The sequence below is a fragment of the Streptomyces sp. NBC_01410 genome (assembly GCF_045040195.1).
Taxonomy (GTDB): domain Bacteria; phylum Actinomycetota; class Actinomycetes; order Streptomycetales; family Streptomycetaceae; genus Streptomyces.
In genome coordinates this window covers 6,486,207-6,503,838 of sequence record NZ_CP109530.1, presented here as the reverse complement: position 1 = coordinate 6,503,838, position 17,632 = coordinate 6,486,207, and the positions used below count along the sequence as shown (strand labels likewise).

Sequence of the window (17,632 nt, the reverse complement as noted above, 5' to 3'; positions counted from 1 at the left end):
GCGCGAGGGGGCCGGCGGGCCCGACGGCTCCCGCACCCCGGACACCCTCGGCACCTTCGACGCCACGGGAGCCTCCCGCACCTCCGGTGCGGCCGCCGGACCCGCTCTGCCCAGGACCGCTTCGGGAGGTCTGTCGCCGTCCCGCACCGTGAGCCGCCGCAGCATCCCGCGCACCCGGTCGCTCGACTCGTCGGCGGCGTCGATCGCCTCGATGCACTGCCAGTACAGCCCCTCCTCGTCGGTGGAGCACGCGACCCCGACCAGGGCGATGCCCACATCCGCCAGCAGCACACTCAGCCCGATCAACGTCCTTCGCGCATCAGCCACTTCGGACAGCTGCGCGGCTCTGACCCCACCGCTGCGCACCATCGGATGGTCGAGCACCCCGCACCCGCGTCCACCGATCTCGCTGAGCCCTCTTGCCTCACCTCTCAACTCCGGCGGTCCGTACGCCGCCAGCCTGCTACCGATCGCCTGGGCGAGGGCCTGCGCCTGCCACGCCTCCGCCACGATGTCGGGCACTTCACGGCTCTGCGCCAAGGCGTGCCGACTGAGCCCGATGAGCCGCTCCGCGTCCATGTGTACGCCACCCCCGTTCGTACGACTTACTGCCCACTCAGTTATTACCCAGAGTGAAGGTGGTTGAGCCTGAACGCCAGGGGAATTCGGAAATCTGTGGACACCAAGGCCGTTGTGGATAACTCGACAACTCCATAGAGTGACGACGCCCTGATTGCCGGGGTATGAGACCCGCCCGGAATCACTTCGGCGGGAAGCGAATCTCGTTCCGGTCGATCTTTCTGGAGAGCGCCGCCAGCACGTCGATGCCGAGCACCTCGCAGAACTGCAGCAGATACGCGAGCACATCGGCGACCTCGTCCCGCACCCGGTGCGCCGAGTCCTCCTTGTCCATCACCCGGGCCGACTGCTCGGGCGTGAGCCACTGGAAGATCTCAACCAGTTCGGACGCCTCGACGCTCAGCGCCACCGCCAGATTCTTCGGGGTGTGGTATGACTCCCAGCCCCGCGCCGCCGCGAACTCCGCGAGCCTGCGCTGCAACCCCGCCACATCCAGTCCGTCGTCTTCTCTCGTCACGTCACCAGGTCTACCACCGTCACACCGTCCACTCCTCGCGCATACGACGCGTCGGCGACCGCCCCCACCAGCCGGACATGCCCCCTCGCCGCCATCTCCACGCCCAGTGCCACCAGTTGGCGCGCCTGCCGGGGATCCATGCAGCGGTCGAAGCCGTCCGCGAGCACCGTGAGCGCCTGGTAAGCGGCCGGGACCTCGGCAGCCTGGTCCATCGCCAGCACCCCCGGCCCGGTGAGCAGCACCAGGGCGAGGGCCAGATATCTCAACTCACCCTCGCCGAGCCGCCCCAGGGGGGTCGCGACGCGCGCTCCGCCCCGTCCCAGCAGCGCCCGTACCGTCCCGTCGCCCAACTCCTCCACGGCCAACTCCTCCACGGTGCCCGCGCACCCCAGCCGTGCCGCCGCGGCCAGCCTCGCGTGCCGGATGGCGCACTCGCTCCGCGTCCGGTGCAGCACCTCGGCGAGGTTGTCGCAGCCGCGCCGCAGCCGTCCCTCGCCCGCCGCGACCGGCTCGCGCATCCGGTGCGGCTGCGGATCGCAGGCGAAGACCGACCTCAGCGCTACGACGACCTGCTCGGCGGCCGCCAGTACCTGTAACTGGCCCTGAGTCTTGCCGGCCACGCGCAGCGGCAGCAGCGCCGTGCCGAGCCGGTCGTCCGGGAGCGGTGCGCGCGTGACCGCGACCGCACCGGCCGTGTGCCATGCCGCCTGCACCGTGGACCGTCCGGGATCGCGCAGCGCGGTGGCCAGCAGGATCTGTCCGCCGCTGGTCAACCGTTCGCCGACGACGCGCAGTTCGGGCTCTGCCTGCACGGCGAGGTCGAGCTGTACGGGACCGGCCGGGCCGTCGACCGTGCAGCCGATCCTGAATCCCCGCCGCCCCTGCCCGTCGACCTCGGCCGACTCCGGCACACATGCCGAGGGATCGGGGAAGACGCTTTCGAGCTCCTCGCCCGCGCCCAGCCGTGCCAGTGCCTCGTACGCCTGCAGCGCACTCGATTTGCCGCTGCCGCTGGCGCCCGCGAAGAGCGTCAGCGGACCGAGGGGGAAGCTGGCGCCCCGGTGGGTCCTGAAGGCGGAGAGCCGCAGTTGGGTGACGGTGGGGCGGGCGCTGTTCGCACCGGTGGGCGGCGTGTGTGCGGGGCGGGTGCGCGCTGGCGTGAGCGGGGGCCCTGTGGGGGAGGTCGCGTTCATGATCGGGACGGTACGCAGCGCGCAGCGCGCGGAACCGTTCCCTCTGCACGACCTTCCTACGAACGGGGGACTGCGGCCGCCGCGATCCCTTCGACCTCCGTGCCGATCGGCGCAAGGAGGAAGACGTTCCGGTCGACCCGGTGCATCCCGCTGCCGAGTCCGAAGACGACTCCGCTGCTGAAGTCCAGGATGCGCTTGGCGACTTCGGTGTCGGCGCCGGTGAGATCGAGCAGCACCGGGATCTGCGCGACGAGGTATTCGGCGACCTCGCGCGCGTCGGCGAAGACCTGGACCCGCAGCACGACGAAACGACGCTGCTCGGCCGCCGCGCAGTCCTGCGGAACCGTCCGGTGGTCGACTCGCGAGGGCCACTCGTTACGGCTGCGCAGTGGGACGACCTGGGCCAGGCCCTCCCACTGCTCGTCAGTGACGTCGTACCTCTCGTACCTACTCATGCGCCCCATCCTGGCGCCCCTCACCCGTTCGGCCCAACAGCGACACGGGCGAGTCGGCCATGGATCGATGCGCGCGAATCGTAGCGGCCGTCGGCGTCCCGATGCGGGGTCAGCCCGCGGCAGGGTCGGGGACGAGACCGGCGGCGACCAGGCCCGCGAAGACCGCGTCCCTCATGACCTCGACAGCGGACAGGGGGCGGACCATCACGGTGAACTCCTTGATCAGGCCTGCCTCGTCGAACTGCAGGAGATCGAGGCCGTGGATCTCCTTGCCGTTCACGACGGCCCGGAAGATCAGGATCTCCGAGGGGGTCTCGTCGCCGTCCGTGCTGGTCTGCGCCGTGCCGGCGAGCTGTCCGACATAGCGGAAGTCCTCGAAGGTACGCAGCAGGACGCCGAGGAGACCGAGCACCATCGGCCGCCCTTCGAAGGGGGTGAATTTCACCGGGCTGTAGAAGCGGATGTCCTCGGTGAACAGGTCTTCCAGTGCGCTGAGATCCCGCTTCTCCACGGCGGCGCGGAAGCGTTCGGCAGTCTCCATGATTCCTCCTGATGCCCGCATTCTTACCGGGGCTGATTACTCAAGAATCTGACTAGTCACTTTCTTGAGTATCATGCGGACAGAGACTGAGGGAAGGGGCTGCCGCGATGGCTTTGCGACATGCCGTGCTGGCGGCGCTGCTGGACGGCGAACACAGCGGCTACCAACTGGCCAAGTCGTTCGATGTCGGCGTCGCGAACTTCTGGCACGCCCTGCCCCAGCAGCTCTACGCCGAGCTGGCCCGGCTGGAGAAGGACGGACTGGTCACGGGTCGGCAGGTGGTGCAGGAAACCCGGCCCAACAAGCGCCTGTTCACCGTCACCGACGCAGGTCTCGCGGAGCTGGAGCAGTTCGCCGCGACCGCGTCCAAGCCCTCCTTCGTCCGCGACGACCTGCTCGTCAAGGTCCAGGCCGCCGACCGCATCGACACCGGGCCGGTGATCGAACAGCTCGAAGAGCGCGCGTCCGTCGCAGCCGCCAAGATCGAGCTCTTCGGCAAGCTTCTTCGGAAGATGCGGGGCGAGATGGACGAGGAGGACTTCCTGCGCCGGGGCGAGCGGATCGGGCCGTATCTGACCTGTCTGCGCGGTCTGGCCTTCGAGGAGGACAACCGCGCCTGGTGCTTGCGGATCGCGGCCGTTCTGCGCGAACGGCAGCCGGACCGCGTGCAGTTGTGAGTCTTTGCGGGACGCTCGGTGCCACTGGGGGCGGACGCGGGTGAGGACGGCGGTCCGGTGGTGGCGGCCACCTTGGTGACCGGGTTCCGCGAGGAACTCGCCGACCGGCTCCAGCAGTATCTCGCTGGGCGCGGGATCACCGACCTGGAGGAGCTGCCGTCCGGGGGCTACGGCGCGAAGGCGTGCCCGGTGGGCCGGACGGTGCGGGTTCCTGCGTGGCGGATCCTGGCGGGCGAGGACATGCTGGCGCCACTGCTCGGCTGCCCCCTGGCTGTGGGGACACATGTCCGGGGCCCGCGCCGACCCCGGATACCCTGCGGAGCCCCGCCTTCGACGGCGTGCGGTGGCCGGCACCGAGTTCGACGGGCGCCTTTCGTTGCCGCGCCACCACACAGTGATCGAACATCCCGACCAGAGTTAACCCGAAAGGGTGACCCCTGTTCTCGTGGTGGCCAGGCCGACGGGAGCTGGATATCTTCGGCCCTCGGGGAGAGGGGCACCAATGGGGGATTCCTATGTCACGGACATCGCCGGGAATCCGGCATGCGAGGTGCTCCTGGCCGCGTGGCAGAGCCCGGACGCCGAGCAGAAACGGGCGCTGGTCCGGGACATCGAGGTTCCCGGGCCGATCGCCCTGCGCAGCCGCTACCGGATGCTGCTGGACACCGAGGCCCCGTCAGGTCCGTGGAATCCGGACCTGACGCCCGAAGCCTGGGTGCGGCAGTTACGCCTGGAGACCGAAGGCGACAATGCGGTGAGGTCGGGCTCTCGCACCGCGGCGCTGGCCGCGTTCCAGGCCCTTCTCGACGAGGAAACCGGAAGCAAGCCACAACTGCCCACGGTGCACGCCCACATCGGGCTCGGCAAAGTCGCCATGGACCAGAACGACATCGAAGCCGCCTCCGAGCACTTCGAGATGGCAACAGCGGTCGCGGACGAGTCGATGTACCGCTTCGGCCGAGTGCAGGCGCTGGTCCCCTGGGCGTACATGACCCTGTGGAACCACTCCGCGGAACTCGCCCTGGACCAGTTCCAGGAGGCGGCGGGGATCGCCTCCGCCCTCGACGACCCCGTGTACCGGGGGAACTCGCTGCTCGGTGCCGCCGAATGTGCACAGTGGCTCGACGAACGGGCCCGGGCGGAACAGCACGGCAAGGAAGCCTACGCCGCGTTCTCGGCAGTCCGGTCCGCCCTGGGCCAGGGGAACGCGGCACAGAGGTTGGCCGGCTGGATGCACCGGTGGGGACGGCACGCCGAAGCCTGGGAGTGGCTCGACCTCGCGTTGACGGCCTTCCAGCAGGACGGCAACCCGAACGGCCTCGTCAACGTCCACTCGTTGCGCGGTGACCTCTACCTGGACGACCGCCGGTTCGACGATGCGGCGAACGAGTACGACAAAACCCTGGAACTCGCCACGTCCGCAGGTCTGCCGCGTGCGCAGGCGCACGCAGCGCAGGACCTGGCCAGGACCGCACGAGGCCGGGGGAACTGGGCGGAGGCCGTGGACCTGTTCACCCGGTCCCTGGAGCGGTACCGCGAACTCGGCGATCTGCTGGGCGTGTCCAACGCCATGAGCAAACTGGCGGAGGCACAGGAAGAGTGCGGCTCGGTGGAGGACGCGTTGCGGACCTGGCGCGAGGCGGTCGTGGAGGTCGAGTCCTACCGAGCCGACCACCAGGAGGAACGCTTCCAGGAGGAGTACCGGCGACGCTTCCGGGACGTGTACAAGGGATCGCTGTCGGCGGCGGAAAAACACCACTCGCCCGAGACCTTCGCCGTGGTGGCCGACTTCCTGGCCGGTCGCCGACTGGCGGGCCTGCTGGAGGCGAACAGCACCGCCATGGCCGACGACAAACTGGATCAGCTCCAGGAACTGCTGGCCAGGGCGGACCGCAGGCTGCTCGCGCACCGGAGAAGCGCTCGCTCCGACGAAGACCGCGTCGGCGACGAGCGTCGGGAGAGCCGGATACGCCGCCTGGGCGCATTCGAGTTCCGGCAGGGAGCCGAGCCCCGGGCGGGCAAGTCGCTGGACGATCTGCTGGCGGCCGTGTACCTCCCACCGGCCGACGAGGGCGGCGCGCTCCTGGAGGCACTGCCCGACGGATGCCATACGCTCCAGATCCTCCTCGACCCCGTCGACGAGGATCTGGTCCTCTGGTCGTGGAGCGCCCCGGAGGCCCGCTCCGCCATGGGCAGCTTTCGGCTGACACCGAGCACACTGGACCTGCTGTCCGTACTCAGGTCCGGTGACCGGGCCACAGAACGTCTGGCACTGACGGTCGACGATCTGCGGCCGCTGTCCGCACTGCTCCCACCACGTCTGATCGCGGCACTCTCGGCTTCGGGCCCGCAGGATCTGCTGATCGTCCCGGCCGGTGAACTGTGGGCGGTGCCGTGGGGCGCGCTTCCGCTGGAGGGCGGCCTCGTCCTGGGGGAGGCCGCGCGCTTCGTGATCTGCCCCTCGCTGACCATTCAGCGGCAACTGGCCACGCGGTACGTCAAGGCGCTCCCCACGCCATCACCTCGATCGCCTCTGGATGTCGACGTGTGGCGCAGCCCGCTCGTGCGGCGTCATCGAATGGACCTGTTCGAGCGAGACCGCCGATGGAATCCCCGTCGGCTGTCCTCGGCAGCCGAAGCCCGCGGCGCCATCTGCGACGGGCGGGAATTGATGGTGCTGGCCGGGCACGGTCGGCCGCTCCCCGGAGCGGGCCACTATCTCGAACTCGACGAGAACGAGTGGCTCCTGCCCGCGGACCTTCTGGGCCAACGCCCGCCCCGGCGGCTCGCGCTGATCGCCTGCTGGGGCAGCGCCTACCCCGGCCGCGCGCCCAGCGACCCGATCAGCATCGCCACGCTCGCGCTGGCGGGAGGCTCCGACGAAGTACTGGCCACGGTCGGAGAACTCGGAGACTCCACGTTGGCCAGCCGATACGCGGAGATGGTGCTGCACGCCTTGCCGGAGAACACCATGGCAATGGCGGTGCATCAGTCCACCCGTCGGCTCCTCGCCGGACGAGGCGTACGGTCACGTCCCGTTCACGACTGGGCTCCTCTCATTCCCATCGGCACGCATCAGCAGCCCGGAGGTCAACAGTGACTGCCCGCGAACACCGTGCCCTGAGGTATGAGCTCGATGATCCACTGGCATACAAATGGACGGACGCCGCCTACGACATGTGCATCGGGGAGGACCCGGTGCTGAGCGCGGTCGTGGAGAGCTCGGGCGGGGTCACACGGGTTCTCATCAGCGGCGCCTGCCCCCGCTGCTGGGGGGACATCTCGGGCGAGGAGACCCTGACCGCCGCCGGTGAATCGGGCGTGCTCGGTGACGCCGCCACGGGGGCCCCGGACCCCTACACCCGCGTCAATGTCACATGCAACTGCGAGCTCACGCACGGCAACAGACCCACAGACGTCAAAACCGGCTGCGGCATCACGTTCGCCCTCGAAGTGCTCCGGGACGACATCACATGACTCCCCCGGCGCGATACCGGAAGCCGTCCTCTCCACCGAGCGAGCACGAGCTCGCGGAGGACGCGGAATGGCGGGAGTACGCGGAGGACTCGCTCAACCGGGCCCGCACCAGCGCGGAGCAGTGGCGAACCGGGCTGGGACTGCTCGTCACCGTCATGGCCGCCGGGCTCATGCTGGGCGGCCCCGGCAGGATGGCCGAACTGAGCCCTGTGTGGCGCGGTGTCGTGACCGCGGTCCTGGGATTCGGCTTCGCCGTGGCGCTCTGCGGTCTGTGGGCCGCGTCGCGCGCTTCCGCGGTGGGTGGTTCGGGGCCGGTCGACCGGGACCGGATGCGCAACCGTCACGGGTCTCTGGCCCGGTACAAGGCCGCTGCCGCGGCGAAGAGTTGGTCCGACGTCCGCAGGGCCAGGATCGCGCTGCTGGTCTCCCTGCCCGTGGTCGTCGCCATGACGCTGACGTCCTGGTGGCTCCCCCGCGACTCCTCGACCGGGGATCAGGACTCGCGGCCCCGGGTGCTCGTCGTGACGCCCAGAGCTGTCCTCTGCGGCGAACTGACTGTCGGGGCGAAGGCCTTCACCATCCTCACGGACAAGTCCACCACCCCTCGCCGGGTGCCGGCCGCCGAGGTCGTGTCCCTGGCGGTCGTCGACTCCTGCCCGCCGTGAACACATGCCGCCCGGCGTGGCCGGTCGCCCGGGCAGGAGGGAAAGGAAGCACCGTGAGCAGACCGAGCAGAACCGCCTACGAACGAAGCGAGCTGGACTGGAACCGGCTGCGGCGCTACGCGGAAAAGGTGGCCCGGGAGACCCGGGCGCCGCGCGGGACCCGGCAGGTCGTCGAACGGTCGGAGCGAATCCGCCAGGTCAGGAGTGGGCCGTTCGGCCTGTTCACGCGGCAGGAAACCTACACCGTCGACGTCCCACGGACCGAGACCGACGGCTTCTGGGTATTGCAGACCCGGTCCTGGCACAAGAAGGAGCGCGGACAGGGGAACCAGGCGGACGAGGACCAGAGTGAGTTGTACGCGTACTGCCTCACCATGAAGGGCGGCCTGGTGGTCAAGGTGACCTCGGAGACGGAGGTGTTCCCCAAAGGAGCGCGGATGTTCTGGGACAGGACGACGTCCGAACGACCGATGACCGCCGAGGATGTGATGCTCTTCGACTTCGAGGCCCGGCGGTACTACCGGGAGGAGGGAAGGTTCACGATCGAGACCGACCGCGACCCCGACCACAAACGGCTCAAGCACCACGCGAAGGGCGTCGGGCTCTCAGGTCCCTGAATCGCCTGCACCAGAGCTGAGCACAACCGCCCGGCGGGGAGGCCCTGCACGCGACGGCCCTCGGGGGTGTCTCCACATGGCAGGTGCGGTCGGTTCAGCTTCCGGCGACACCGCGCACCCGGGCAGGCCCTGACGTCACTGTGCCGCGCGCAGTACCGTCACACGCACGACGGGAGACCGGAAGAGGACCCCATGAGCCAGAACGCAGGCGAAGCCGTACGCCTCGAGGACGCGGTGCTCACGCGTGCCGCGCAGGCGGGTGACGTCGCTGCCCTGGCGCTGCTGCTGGAACGACACCGGGCGGGTATGCGCGCCGTGGCGGTGAGCATTCTGGGGCCGGGTCCCGACGTCGACGACGTGGTCCAGGACGCGGCGGTGACCGCCCTCCGCCGGGTGGGCGACGTCCGCGACCCGGCGGCCGTGGGCCCATGGCTGCGGATGATCGTGCGCAACGCCAGCCGCTCCCTGGTGCGGGGCTCCGTTCCCTTCCAGCCGCTCGACGATCTGCACGTGCCCGCCACGAACGCCGGTCCGGAGCGGTGGCTGGAGCACCACGCGATGCGGGACTGGATCTGGGAGGCCATGGAAGAGCTTTCCCCCGCACTGCGGCTGCCCCTGGTGCTGCGTCACTTCAGCACCCACGTCACGTCCTACGAGCAGATAGCCGTCGCCTGCGGCGTCCCGGTCGGTACGGTCCGCAGCCGACTCAGCCAGGGACGATCCAAGCTGGCGACCGCCCTCGCCGCCACGGCGGACGCCCCGCACGGCGACACCGCGCAGCGCACGCGCGCCAGCCGGGTCGAAGCGCGCGAGACACTGGCCGCCGCCGAGAGCGGACACTTCGGCAGGCTGCTCACAGAGCGCTGGTCCCCCGAGGTCGCCCTGCTCAGGGGGAACGATCCGGTGGGCGGCTGGAGCCGGTTGGTGCGCTCCATGGACAGTGACGTCGAGGCCGGTGTACGGCAGCGCCTCGTTCATGCCGTGGCCGGGCGGTCGCTCGTCATCTGGGAGATGGACATCCTCAATCCCGCCGACAACCCCGAGCACTGCCCGCCCGAGGTGGCCTGGCTCATGCCCCTGGACGACGCCGGCCGCGTGCACCGGCTGCGCCTGTTCCACCCCAGGCCGTTGCGGGCCACCAGCCCACTCCTTCCTGTGTGACGGCCATCACGCGATTCGGGTCGAACTTCCTTCTGTCTCCAGCGTCCTGTCGGTGTCGTTGACACCTGCCGGATACGGAGACCCCATGACGACCTCGTTGACCAATCCTCTGGCCGTCGGAACACACACCGTCGAAGTCGACGGAGTCGTGCAGCGCTATCACGTGCACGGCACAGGGCCGGTGTACGTCGCGCACTCCGGCGGGCCGGGCATTTTCTGGGAGTACCTGCGCATGCCCGCGCTGGAGCGGCACCTGACGGTCGTTTACCCGGATCCGGTCGGCACCGGCGCCTCCGACCGCCTGCCCTCCCACCCCCACGGCTACACCCGGCCCCGCTACAGCCAGTTCCTCGGTGCGCTGGTCGAGCACCTCGGCGTCCCCGCGGTGCACCTTCTGGGCCATTCGCACGGCGGCTTCGTCGTCCAGTACCACGCCCTGCACTGCCCCGAGCGCGTCGCCGGGGTGATCCTCTACGACAGCGCGCCGGTGACCGGTCCCGAACACGCCGCCGAGGCCGTGCTCCAGGTGCAGTCGTTCGCCGCGCGGCACGCCGACAACCCGGAACTCCCCGAAGTCCTGGCGGCTTTCCAGGCCATCCCCACCATCTCCGACGACGCACAGATGACAGCCGTCGCCAGGGGGCTGATGCCCTCGTACTTGGCCGACTACTGGGGCCGGGAGGAGGAGTTCGCTCCCCTGCGTGCCTCACTGCGGGCCGCCCACATCTCCGGGCTGGACGAGAACCTCTCCCCGCATGTCGTCGACGACCGTGCGGACCTCGGCTCACTCACCGTACCGACCCTCGTCGTCGTGGGCCGCCACGACGTCATCTGCGGGGTTCGGTGGGCCGAGGAACTGCACCGGCTGATCCCCGGATCAGAACTGCTGATCCTGGAGAACAGCGGGCACTTCGGTCACATCGAGGAGCCCGCTGCCTTCTCGCAGGCGGTGACGCGTTTCGTGACGACCACGGCGCGCACCACGCAGTGACCGTCGGGCCGTTCGAAGTCGTTCGCCGCGCCCACTCCCAATAACTAGGTCATTTGGTCGAAGCCCGCGCGCACGGTGCGACCTAGTTTGTACCTGCCCGGAAGGCTTTCCGACACTCAAGGAGCAATCGCATGAGTACCGTCAAGAACATCGTTCTCGTGCATGGAGGATTCGTCGACGGCTCCGGCTGGCAGCCGGTGTACCGCCTCCTGACCCGCGACGGCTTCAACGTCAGCGTCGTACAGAACCCGACCCACTCGCTCGAAGGCGACGTGGCGGTCACTCACCAGGTCCTCGACACGCAGGACGGGCCGGCGGTGCTCGTCGGCCACTCCTACGGAGGGGCTGTGATCACCGAGGCCGGCATGCACGAGGGCGTGGCCGCGCTCGTCTACATCGCGGCCTTCGCACCGGACAAGGACGAGTCGGTCGGCACCCTGATCGCCAACCCGGCCCCCGACGCGCCCGTTCCGCCGATCCTGCCGCCCCAGGACGGCTTCCTCTTCCTGGACCGTGAGAAGTTCGCAGCGTCGTTCGCGGCTGATGTACCGCCCGAGGAGGCCCAGTTCATGGCCGACTCGCAGGTTCCCTGGGGTGTGGGGGCGCTGGGCGGAACGGTCACGGAGGCCGCCTGGCGTGCCAAGCCGAGCTGGTATCTCGTCGCGACCGACGACCGCATGATCCCGCCGCCGGCCCAGCGCGCGATGGCCGAGCGAGCCGGAGCCACCGTGAGCGAGACCGCCGCAAGCCACGCCGTCTACGTATCCCAGCCGGAAGCCGTGGCGGAGCTGATCAAGCAGGCCGCAGCCCACCAGTCGTAATCCGCACCCAGCCTGCTCCGCGGCAGGCGCCGCGCCACGTCGGCCCCAACGAGCGTGAGCTCTCACGAATCCCGAAAGGATCTCGTGCCTTCACCTGAGGAGAAAGCCAAGAACATGCACAAAAAGGTCGTACGCCACGGAATAATTGCCGCGGGCGCTGCGGGCGCCACAGCGGCTGCCCTTCTGGCATCGACGGCTTCAGCGGCGCCGGCGTCCCCCCGGACGGATGCCGCCAAGCCGACGGTGGTGCTCGTGCACGGCGGCTTCGCCGACGCGTCCGCGAGCTGGAACGCTGTCATCAAGCAGCTCCAGAACGACGGCTACCAGGTCGTCGCCCCCGCCAACCCGCTGCGTGGACTGCCGACCGATGTGCCTTACCTGGCAAGCGTCCTCAAGTCCATCGAGGGTCCGATCATCCTCGCCGGCCATTCCTACGGCGGCGCGGTGATCACCAACGCCGCAGCCGGCAACCCCAACGTCAAGGCGCTTGTCTACGTTGCAGCCTTCGTGCCCGACAAGGGTGAGAAGCTCGGCGAGCTCATCAACAAGTACCCGGGCACCGAGATCCCCGACGCGGTCAACGCCGTGCCGTTCCCGAACCAGGACGGCAGCACCGGTTCGGACCTCTACCTCAAGGCCGACAAGTTCCGCAGCGCTTTCGCCGCGGACCTTCCCGTGTCGGTCACCAACGTCATGCAGGCGGCTCAGAGGCCCTTCAGCGCATCGTCCTTCTCCGACGCGACCGAGGCCGCCGCCTGGCACACCATCCCCTCCTGGGGAATGGTCGCGACATCGGACAAGGCCATTCCGCCGGCTCTGCAGCGCTTCGAGTACCAGCGCGCCAACGCCCGTGGCACGGTCGAGGTCTCGGGTGCCTCCCACTCCGTCATGATCAGCCACCCCGGCGCGGTCACCAAGCTCATCAAGAGAGCTGACCGCGGCACGCGCTGATCGCCGTCACTCCTCCGCGACAGCCCGCCTGTTCCCAGGCGGGCTGTCCGCTTCGCTTTCTGAAAGAGAAGAAGATTCATGACCAGTCTCGTTCAGCCGTCCGTCGCGGAGTAGTCCGAGGCGGAAGCACTCTTCCGGTTCGAGGCGGAGGCTTCGGGAGTCGAAGCCCTGAGCGGCGCCGTCGGCGTGCCCGCGTGGCGAACCAAGCCGAGTTGGTACCTGGTAGCTGCCGACGACCGCATGATCCCTCCCCCGGCCCAGCGGGCGATGGCCGAGCGTGCGGGTGCCACCGTGGCCGAGGCTCCGGACAGCCGCTCCATCTACGTGTCGCAGCCCGCCACGGTCGTCGACCTGATCAGGCAGGCCGCCGCCGCTTAGGTCGTGTCTCAGCGGCAACGCCGTCCGCCCGCAGGGCAGGCGGAGGTCAGCGTGGCCTCGTAGCAGGCGAGTTGAACGTGGATCGCTTTCCGCAGGCGCGCAGGACCGGACCGGTTCCCACCCCACAGCCGGGGGCCGGTCACGCGGGCGGGGTGTCGTACGCGGCTCTGCTGGCCTGGATCCGTGCGTTGTGCGCGATGGCCCAGCCCGCGAGCGCCAGGGCGGGCGGGATGAGGCTCTTCCCCATGGCCGTGAGCGTGTACTCGACACGCGGCGGAACCTCCGCGTAGACGGTGCGGGAGACCAGTCCGTCGCGCTCAAGGTTGCGCAGGGTCAGTGTGAGCATCCGCTGTGAGATGCCGGGGATCTGCTTGTGCAGTTCGGTGAAGCGCAGACGCCCCTCGTCGAGCGTCGCCACGATGAGCATCGTCCACTTGTCGCAGATCCGGTCCAGTACGGCACGGATCGCCCGACCGCCGTCGCCTCGGATCATGCAGGTGTGTTCGTACTGCGACATGACAGCTCCCTGTGCCTTGCTCACATCAGTGTGCCTTTTGTAGGCCTCCCGATAGTGACTCATGATGAGGCAACTTACGGTTCGTAACTATCGGGAGGGAACTCCATGCATGTCGCGTACTGGATCGTCGCCGCGCTCCTTGCGCTGTTCTATATCTATGCGGGCGGCAAGAAACTCCTCCAGGATCGGGAGCAGCTGCGTCCCATGATGGGCTGGGTCGACAGCGTGCCCATGCCGCTCGTCAAGCTCATCGGGGCCCTGGAGGTCCTCGGCGCGCTCGGTCTGCTCCTCCCGCCCCTGACGGGGATTGCGGCGTGGCTCGCCGTCGCGGCCGCGGTCGGTCTGGCCCTTGTCCAAATCGGCGGTATGACGCTGCACTTGTCCCGGGGTGAAGTCCGGGACACCGGGCTCAACATCGTTCTTCTGGTGCTCGCCGCGGTGTCCGTATGGCTGGGAACCGTCTGGCTATGACCGTGCGCCCGGCCTGGCTGCGCCACTCAACTCCGTGATCTCGACGGTGCCGTGGCGTTCCGGGCCGAGCCGGCCATTCATCTAGCGGGCAGCGGTCATGGATCCCATGAGCAGGACCGCACGACGCCTGCTCAACCCCCGGCCCAGGCTCGCCATCACGCGGTTGAGCCGGCCGGAGACGACGCTCGGCGGTGGTGTACGGCGGTCGAGGGCCCGCAGCGCCGTCGCCACGACCTCCGCAGGGGACTGGCGCTTCGAGCCGCCGTCCGCGGCATCCGAACCGATGACGTCGAAGAACTCGGTGCTGGTCGCACCGGGAGACAGCGCGAGCACGCGCAGCCCCGTGCCGCGGGACTCGTGCCACAGGGCTTCGGTGAAGCTCAGCACGAATGCCTTGGCCGCCGCGTAGACGGCCATGTTGGGGACGGGAAGGTACGCGGCCATGCTCGCGACGTTGATCAGCACTCCGGTGCCGGTGGTCCGCAGCGGCTCGATGAACGCCCGGCTGATGTCGATGACGCCTGCGACGTCGACGCTGATCTCCTCCCGCAGGCGCTGCGGGTCCTCTCGATGGAACGGGCCGAAGGTGCCGAACCCCGCGTTGTTCACGACGCTCGTCACGGTCAGGCCGCGCCGCGCCACCTCCTCGGCGAGGGTCTGCCCCGCGGCGGGCAGGCTCAGGTCGAGCGGTATGGCCGTGGCCTCGATGCCGTGGGCCGCGGTGAGTTCGGCGGCCAGTTTGTCGAGCCGCTCCTGGCGCCGGGCGACAAGGATGACGTGCGATCCGCGCTGGGCGATCTGGCGGGCGAACTCTGTACCGATGCCCGCGCTGGCACCGGTGATGAGGGTGGTCTGACCGCGGTAGTCGACGGCGCTCATGGCTGCTCCCAAAAGACGGCGGATACACTCATGGTGGCACTGTAAGCCTAAACTGTCACTCGGTGTCAATATGGCACTCGGTGTTGAAGGTGGTAGGCTGCTTACCCATGAACGATCACGAGGGCCGCCCCGCCGGACTGCGAGAGCGCACCCGGCGAGCAGTGCAGGCCGAGATCGTCGCCACCGCGATGAGGCTGTTCCTCGAGCGCGGTTTCGAGGCCACGACCATGGAGCAGATCGCGGGCGAGATCGGCATTTCGCGGCGCTCGCTGTTCCGTTACTTCGGCACGAAGGAAGACATCGTGCTGGGTGACCACGCCGCGAGCGGCAGGGTCCTGCAGGCCGCACTGGAAGCCCGTCCGGCGGACGAGTCTCCATGGGACGCACTGCGGGCGGCCCTCAAGACACTCTTCGAGTCGCTCCCGTACTCGCCGGAGGACTTCCTCAAGATCACCAGCATGCTCCACGCGTCGCCCTCGCTCCGAGCACGTCAGCTGGAGAAACGTCAGCAGTGGACCGAACTGCTCGTGCCGGACATCGCTCGGCGACTGGGCGCCGACGCGGACCCGATGACCCAGCTGCGCGCGGGCGCGCTCGTCGCCTGTGCCCTGGCCTGCTCCGAAGCAGCAACGGAAGCCTGGGTCCGGAGCAACGGCACGCTCGACATGGAACGGGCCTTCGACGAGGCGGTAGCCGCAGTCCGCGGATAGGACCCAGCAACTGCCTTCGAGCGCCGACGTCGCCGCACCCGGCCGGAGCCGCAGCCGCGCACACGGTCTGCCGGACACCAGTCCCACCCGGTAGGCCGCGTGCGTGACGGCGGGCGCCAGCAGTGCTTCGCCCCGGGCCACCGTCCGGATGGCGCTCACCAGTTGGGCCCGGGGTATGTCCTTACCGCAGCGGGGATCCACCTCCCCACGACCCATCTGGCCTGCGCATCAAACATACTGACGCACCATCAGGCTCGGCCCCGACGCGGCGACGAGCGTCGAGGCCATCGGCTCATTCAGTTCTCCTCATCGGTGTGGTTCGGACGATTTGGATCCGGGCCCGCCCGCCGGGATCCATGGAAGCGGGTCCCCCTCGCCCACACCTGTCCCCGCCTTCACCGTTCCAGCGAGCCGCAGCCTCTTCGCAGAAGTCGATGGCGCCAACGCGGGAGTTCCCCATGGAACTTGTGGCACGCGCCACAGCGAGCCAGGCGTGCCGAGACAGTAAGGATGGATCGCCGGGTCCGGCCGGGCCGCTGCGGAAGCGCGGATGACGAGGGCCGAAGGTCAGGTCAAGTGGTTCAGCGAGGCCAAGGGATTCGGCTTCATCGGCCCGGACGACGGGAGCGAGGGCGCCTTCGTGCACTTCTCCGCAACAGCGGGCAACGGTTTCAAAACACTCACCGAAGCCAAGCACGCGGAGTTCGAGATCCAGGAAGCACCAAGGGCCGGCCGCCGTGAATGTCATGCTCGTCCGAAAGTTCGCAACGGAATTTTCTTGCGGCATTCCGGTGCCATCGTGCATTATTGCTGCATGATGAGTGAATCGATTGAACTACAGAACGTACTTGATACTTTCGAGGACCTGTGGAGCCCACGGATCGTCACTCAGTTCAATGATTACGACGTACGAGTGGCCAAGTTCGGCGGCGAATACATCTGGCACGCACACGAGGATACGGATGAGTTCTTCCTCGTCGTGGACGGCACCCTGACCATCTGGCTCCGAGAGAACGACGAGGAACGTTCAGTCACGCTCCCCAAGGGCGCCGTGTTCGTCGTACCAAAGGGCATGGAGCACAAGCCCGTGGCCTCGGACGGGGCGTCCATCCTGATGATCGAGCCCACCGGCACGCTCACCGTCGGCGACCGCCACGAGGACGTCCCCGACTACATCGACGCCACCACCGGCCACCGCCTCGCGTGACGCCACGCCGACGCGCAGGCCCCCGAGTCATTTCGACCGAGGGCCTGTGCGTTTTTGTCTGTGCTTTTCTGCGCGTTTTCAGCGGGGCGAGATCAATTCTTTGGATACTGCCTCGACAACCGCAGGCTCCTGATCCCTGAGGTAATGGTGCCCACCCTCGAAGATCCGTACGTCACTTCCCGCCACGGTCGCTTCCTCCCAGAACGCGAGCTCCGAGAGAGGACACGTGTCATCCCTTTCTCCGCCGAATGCGGTGAAAGGAGCACGCAGTCGCGTCAAAGAATTCGGGCGGTATTCGTCGAGCAGCCGCAGGTCCGATCGGAGCGGCGGCAGGATCAATGGCAGCAGCTGCGGATAGTCGTAGACCTCCGCGTCAGGCCCGCCCAGTCGGCGCATCGCGGCGATCAGCTCCTCGTCGCTCAGCCGGTGACGGTGCTCCCCGTCGATGCGGTGCGGGGCCGGCCGCGCCGACACGAAGATCCGCTCCATGACGAAGTCGTCATCCCGTTCCAGGCGCTTGGCGACCTCGTAGGCGAGCCCGGTCCCCATGCTGTGACCGAACAGGGTCATCGGAAGGTCGAGCAGGGGACGCAGTTCGGCGGCCAGCTGATCCGCCATCTCGTGCATGTCCTCGACGTAAGCCTCCGACAGACGGTCCTGACGGCCGGGGTACTGCACGGCGACCGTCTCCACACCGGGAGGCAGTTGGGCGGGCCAGCTCGCGAACGAGCTGGCCGTGCCACCGGCATGCGGGAAACAGACCAGCCGTCTCTCAGCGATTCCCGTGGTGGCACCGCGTAGTCGCAGCCACGAAGTCATGTCATC

At 68.6% G+C, this 17,632-nt stretch carries 20 protein-coding genes and 2 pseudogenes; 14 read left to right on the top strand and 8 right to left on the bottom strand.

Annotated elements, in window-relative coordinates; genetic code table 11:
* Positions 1–84: 84 nt before the first annotated feature.
* The 5 genes and pseudogenes from OG741_RS29915 to OG741_RS29895 all read right to left on the bottom strand — a co-directional run.
* Positions 85–579, bottom strand: a pseudogene (locus OG741_RS29915) (DUF6099 family protein); the annotation flags it as partial.
* A gap of 181 nt (positions 580–760) precedes the next feature.
* Positions 761–1,096 carry a nucleotide pyrophosphohydrolase gene (locus OG741_RS29910; protein WP_405603031.1) on the bottom strand — a complete coding sequence of 112 codons (336 nt, stop codon included), beginning with the start codon at positions 1,094–1,096 and terminating at the stop codon, positions 761–763.
* Positions 1,093–2,289: an ATP-binding protein gene (locus OG741_RS29905; RefSeq protein ID WP_405603030.1), complete on the bottom strand. Its 1,197-nt coding sequence runs from the start codon at positions 2,287–2,289 to the stop codon at positions 1,093–1,095. Before OG741_RS29905 ends, OG741_RS29910 begins: the two co-directional genes overlap by 4 nt.
* 56 nt (positions 2,290–2,345) lie before the next feature.
* The gene (locus OG741_RS29900; RefSeq protein ID WP_405603029.1) at positions 2,346–2,744 is read right to left on the bottom strand and encodes a cell division protein SepF; all 399 of its coding nucleotides are present in this window, start codon (positions 2,742–2,744) and stop codon (positions 2,346–2,348) included.
* Between the two features lie 109 nt (positions 2,745–2,853).
* Positions 2,854–3,285 carry a nuclear transport factor 2 family protein gene (locus tag OG741_RS29895; protein ID WP_328667491.1) on the bottom strand — a complete coding sequence of 144 codons (432 nt, stop codon included), beginning with the start codon at positions 3,283–3,285 and terminating at the stop codon, positions 2,854–2,856.
* A gap of 107 nt (positions 3,286–3,392) precedes the next feature.
* Between OG741_RS29895 and OG741_RS29890 the strand changes: the two genes are divergently transcribed.
* The 10 genes from OG741_RS29890 to OG741_RS29845 all read left to right on the top strand — a co-directional run bounded on the left by OG741_RS29890 (position 3,393) and on the right by OG741_RS29845 (position 13,023).
* Positions 3,393–3,962: a PadR family transcriptional regulator gene (locus OG741_RS29890; RefSeq protein WP_405603028.1), complete on the top strand. Its 570-nt coding sequence runs from the start codon at positions 3,393–3,395 to the stop codon at positions 3,960–3,962.
* Between the two features lie 502 nt (positions 3,963–4,464).
* Positions 4,465–7,062, top strand: coding sequence for a tetratricopeptide repeat protein (locus OG741_RS29885; protein ID WP_405603027.1), 2,598 nt, complete (start codon positions 4,465–4,467; stop codon positions 7,060–7,062).
* The gene (locus OG741_RS29880; RefSeq protein WP_405603026.1) at positions 7,059–7,439 is read left to right on the top strand and encodes a hypothetical protein; all 381 of its coding nucleotides are present in this window, start codon (positions 7,059–7,061) and stop codon (positions 7,437–7,439) included. Before OG741_RS29885 ends, OG741_RS29880 begins: the two co-directional genes overlap by 4 nt.
* Complete coding sequence (locus OG741_RS29875; protein WP_405603025.1) at positions 7,436–8,104, top strand: hypothetical protein; 669 nt, start codon at positions 7,436–7,438, stop codon at positions 8,102–8,104. Before OG741_RS29880 ends, OG741_RS29875 begins: the two co-directional genes overlap by 4 nt.
* A 53-nt stretch (positions 8,105–8,157) precedes the next feature.
* Positions 8,158–8,721, top strand: coding sequence for a hypothetical protein (locus OG741_RS29870; RefSeq protein WP_405603024.1), 564 nt, complete (start codon positions 8,158–8,160; stop codon positions 8,719–8,721).
* Positions 8,722–8,913: 192 nt separating this feature from the next.
* Positions 8,914–9,882 carry an RNA polymerase sigma factor gene (locus tag OG741_RS29865; protein WP_405603023.1) on the top strand — a complete coding sequence of 323 codons (969 nt, stop codon included), beginning with the start codon at positions 8,914–8,916 and terminating at the stop codon, positions 9,880–9,882.
* 85 nt (positions 9,883–9,967) lie between these two features.
* Positions 9,968–10,873: an alpha/beta fold hydrolase gene (locus OG741_RS29860; RefSeq protein WP_405603022.1), complete on the top strand. Its 906-nt coding sequence runs from the start codon at positions 9,968–9,970 to the stop codon at positions 10,871–10,873.
* 131 nt (positions 10,874–11,004) lie between these two features.
* Complete coding sequence (locus OG741_RS29855) at positions 11,005–11,694, top strand: alpha/beta fold hydrolase (RefSeq protein ID WP_405603020.1); 690 nt, start codon at positions 11,005–11,007, stop codon at positions 11,692–11,694.
* A 114-nt stretch (positions 11,695–11,808) separates the two neighbouring features.
* Complete coding sequence (locus OG741_RS29850; protein ID WP_405605845.1) at positions 11,809–12,645, top strand: alpha/beta fold hydrolase; 837 nt, start codon at positions 11,809–11,811, stop codon at positions 12,643–12,645.
* A 168-nt stretch (positions 12,646–12,813) separates the two neighbouring features.
* Positions 12,814–13,023 (top strand): alpha/beta fold hydrolase, encoded by a 210-nt coding sequence (locus tag OG741_RS29845; RefSeq protein ID WP_405605843.1) that lies wholly within the window; start codon positions 12,814–12,816, stop codon positions 13,021–13,023.
* A gap of 139 nt (positions 13,024–13,162) precedes the next feature.
* On the opposite strand, the gene OG741_RS29840 is transcribed toward OG741_RS29845, so the two are convergent.
* On the bottom strand, positions 13,163–13,540 hold the full coding sequence (locus tag OG741_RS29840; RefSeq protein WP_405603019.1) for a winged helix-turn-helix transcriptional regulator: 378 nt from the start codon (positions 13,538–13,540) through the stop codon (positions 13,163–13,165).
* 105 nt (positions 13,541–13,645) lie between these two features.
* Here OG741_RS29840 and OG741_RS29835 point away from each other — a divergent pair, with 105 nt between their 5' ends.
* Positions 13,646–14,011 carry a DoxX family protein gene (locus OG741_RS29835; RefSeq protein WP_405603017.1) on the top strand — a complete coding sequence of 122 codons (366 nt, stop codon included), beginning with the start codon at positions 13,646–13,648 and terminating at the stop codon, positions 14,009–14,011.
* Between the two features lie 81 nt (positions 14,012–14,092).
* Here the strand turns inward: OG741_RS29835 and OG741_RS29830 are convergent, their stop codons facing one another.
* Positions 14,093–14,890: an SDR family NAD(P)-dependent oxidoreductase gene (locus tag OG741_RS29830; RefSeq protein ID WP_405603016.1), complete on the bottom strand. Its 798-nt coding sequence runs from the start codon at positions 14,888–14,890 to the stop codon at positions 14,093–14,095.
* A 107-nt stretch (positions 14,891–14,997) separates the two neighbouring features.
* Here OG741_RS29830 and OG741_RS29825 point away from each other — a divergent pair, with 107 nt between their 5' ends.
* From OG741_RS29825 to OG741_RS29815, 3 genes and pseudogenes are all read left to right on the top strand, one after another.
* Positions 14,998–15,600 (top strand): TetR family transcriptional regulator, encoded by a 603-nt coding sequence (locus OG741_RS29825; RefSeq protein WP_405603014.1) that lies wholly within the window; start codon positions 14,998–15,000, stop codon positions 15,598–15,600.
* A gap of 550 nt (positions 15,601–16,150) precedes the next feature.
* Positions 16,151–16,267, top strand: a pseudogene (locus OG741_RS29820) (cold shock domain-containing protein); the annotation flags it as partial.
* Between the two features lie 147 nt (positions 16,268–16,414).
* On the top strand, positions 16,415–16,807 hold the full coding sequence (locus OG741_RS29815) for a cupin domain-containing protein (RefSeq protein WP_405605841.1): 393 nt from the start codon (positions 16,415–16,417) through the stop codon (positions 16,805–16,807).
* Between the two features lie 78 nt (positions 16,808–16,885).
* Here the strand turns inward: OG741_RS29815 and OG741_RS29810 are convergent, their stop codons facing one another.
* Entirely contained in the window at positions 16,886–17,626 is a 741-nt protein-coding gene (locus tag OG741_RS29810; protein ID WP_405603012.1) for a thioesterase II family protein, read from the bottom strand.
* Positions 17,627–17,632: the final 6 nt, after the last annotated feature.

What these genes read in the sequence shown, in the direction of transcription:
- OG741_RS29905 (WP_405603030.1), bottom strand. Translation starts at nt 2,289, where the DNA reads ATGAACGCGACCTCCCCCACAGGGCCCCCGCTCACGCCAGCGCGCACC.
- OG741_RS29900 (WP_405603029.1), bottom strand. Translation starts at nt 2,744, where the DNA reads ATGAGTAGGTACGAGAGGTACGACGTCACTGACGAGCAGTGGGAGGGC.
- OG741_RS29895 (WP_328667491.1), bottom strand. Translation starts at nt 3,285, where the DNA reads ATGGAGACTGCCGAACGCTTCCGCGCCGCCGTGGAGAAGCGGGATCTC.
- OG741_RS29890 (WP_405603028.1), top strand. Translation starts at nt 3,393, where the DNA reads ATGGCTTTGCGACATGCCGTGCTGGCGGCGCTGCTGGACGGCGAACAC.
- OG741_RS29885 (WP_405603027.1), top strand. Translation starts at nt 4,465, where the DNA reads ATGGGGGATTCCTATGTCACGGACATCGCCGGGAATCCGGCATGCGAG.
- OG741_RS29875 (WP_405603025.1), top strand. Translation starts at nt 7,436, where the DNA reads ATGACTCCCCCGGCGCGATACCGGAAGCCGTCCTCTCCACCGAGCGAG.
- OG741_RS29865 (WP_405603023.1), top strand. Translation starts at nt 8,914, where the DNA reads ATGAGCCAGAACGCAGGCGAAGCCGTACGCCTCGAGGACGCGGTGCTC.
- OG741_RS29860 (WP_405603022.1), top strand. Translation starts at nt 9,968, where the DNA reads ATGACGACCTCGTTGACCAATCCTCTGGCCGTCGGAACACACACCGTC.
- OG741_RS29855 (WP_405603020.1), top strand. Translation starts at nt 11,005, where the DNA reads ATGAGTACCGTCAAGAACATCGTTCTCGTGCATGGAGGATTCGTCGAC.
- OG741_RS29850 (WP_405605845.1), top strand. Translation starts at nt 11,809, where the DNA reads ATGCACAAAAAGGTCGTACGCCACGGAATAATTGCCGCGGGCGCTGCG.
- OG741_RS29840 (WP_405603019.1), bottom strand. Translation starts at nt 13,540, where the DNA reads ATGTCGCAGTACGAACACACCTGCATGATCCGAGGCGACGGCGGTCGG.
- OG741_RS29835 (WP_405603017.1), top strand. Translation starts at nt 13,646, where the DNA reads ATGCATGTCGCGTACTGGATCGTCGCCGCGCTCCTTGCGCTGTTCTAT.
- OG741_RS29830 (WP_405603016.1), bottom strand. Translation starts at nt 14,890, where the DNA reads ATGAGCGCCGTCGACTACCGCGGTCAGACCACCCTCATCACCGGTGCC.
- OG741_RS29825 (WP_405603014.1), top strand. Translation starts at nt 14,998, where the DNA reads ATGAACGATCACGAGGGCCGCCCCGCCGGACTGCGAGAGCGCACCCGG.
- OG741_RS29815 (WP_405605841.1), top strand. Translation starts at nt 16,415, where the DNA reads ATGATGAGTGAATCGATTGAACTACAGAACGTACTTGATACTTTCGAG.
- OG741_RS29810 (WP_405603012.1), bottom strand. Translation starts at nt 17,626, where the DNA reads ATGACTTCGTGGCTGCGACTACGCGGTGCCACCACGGGAATCGCTGAG.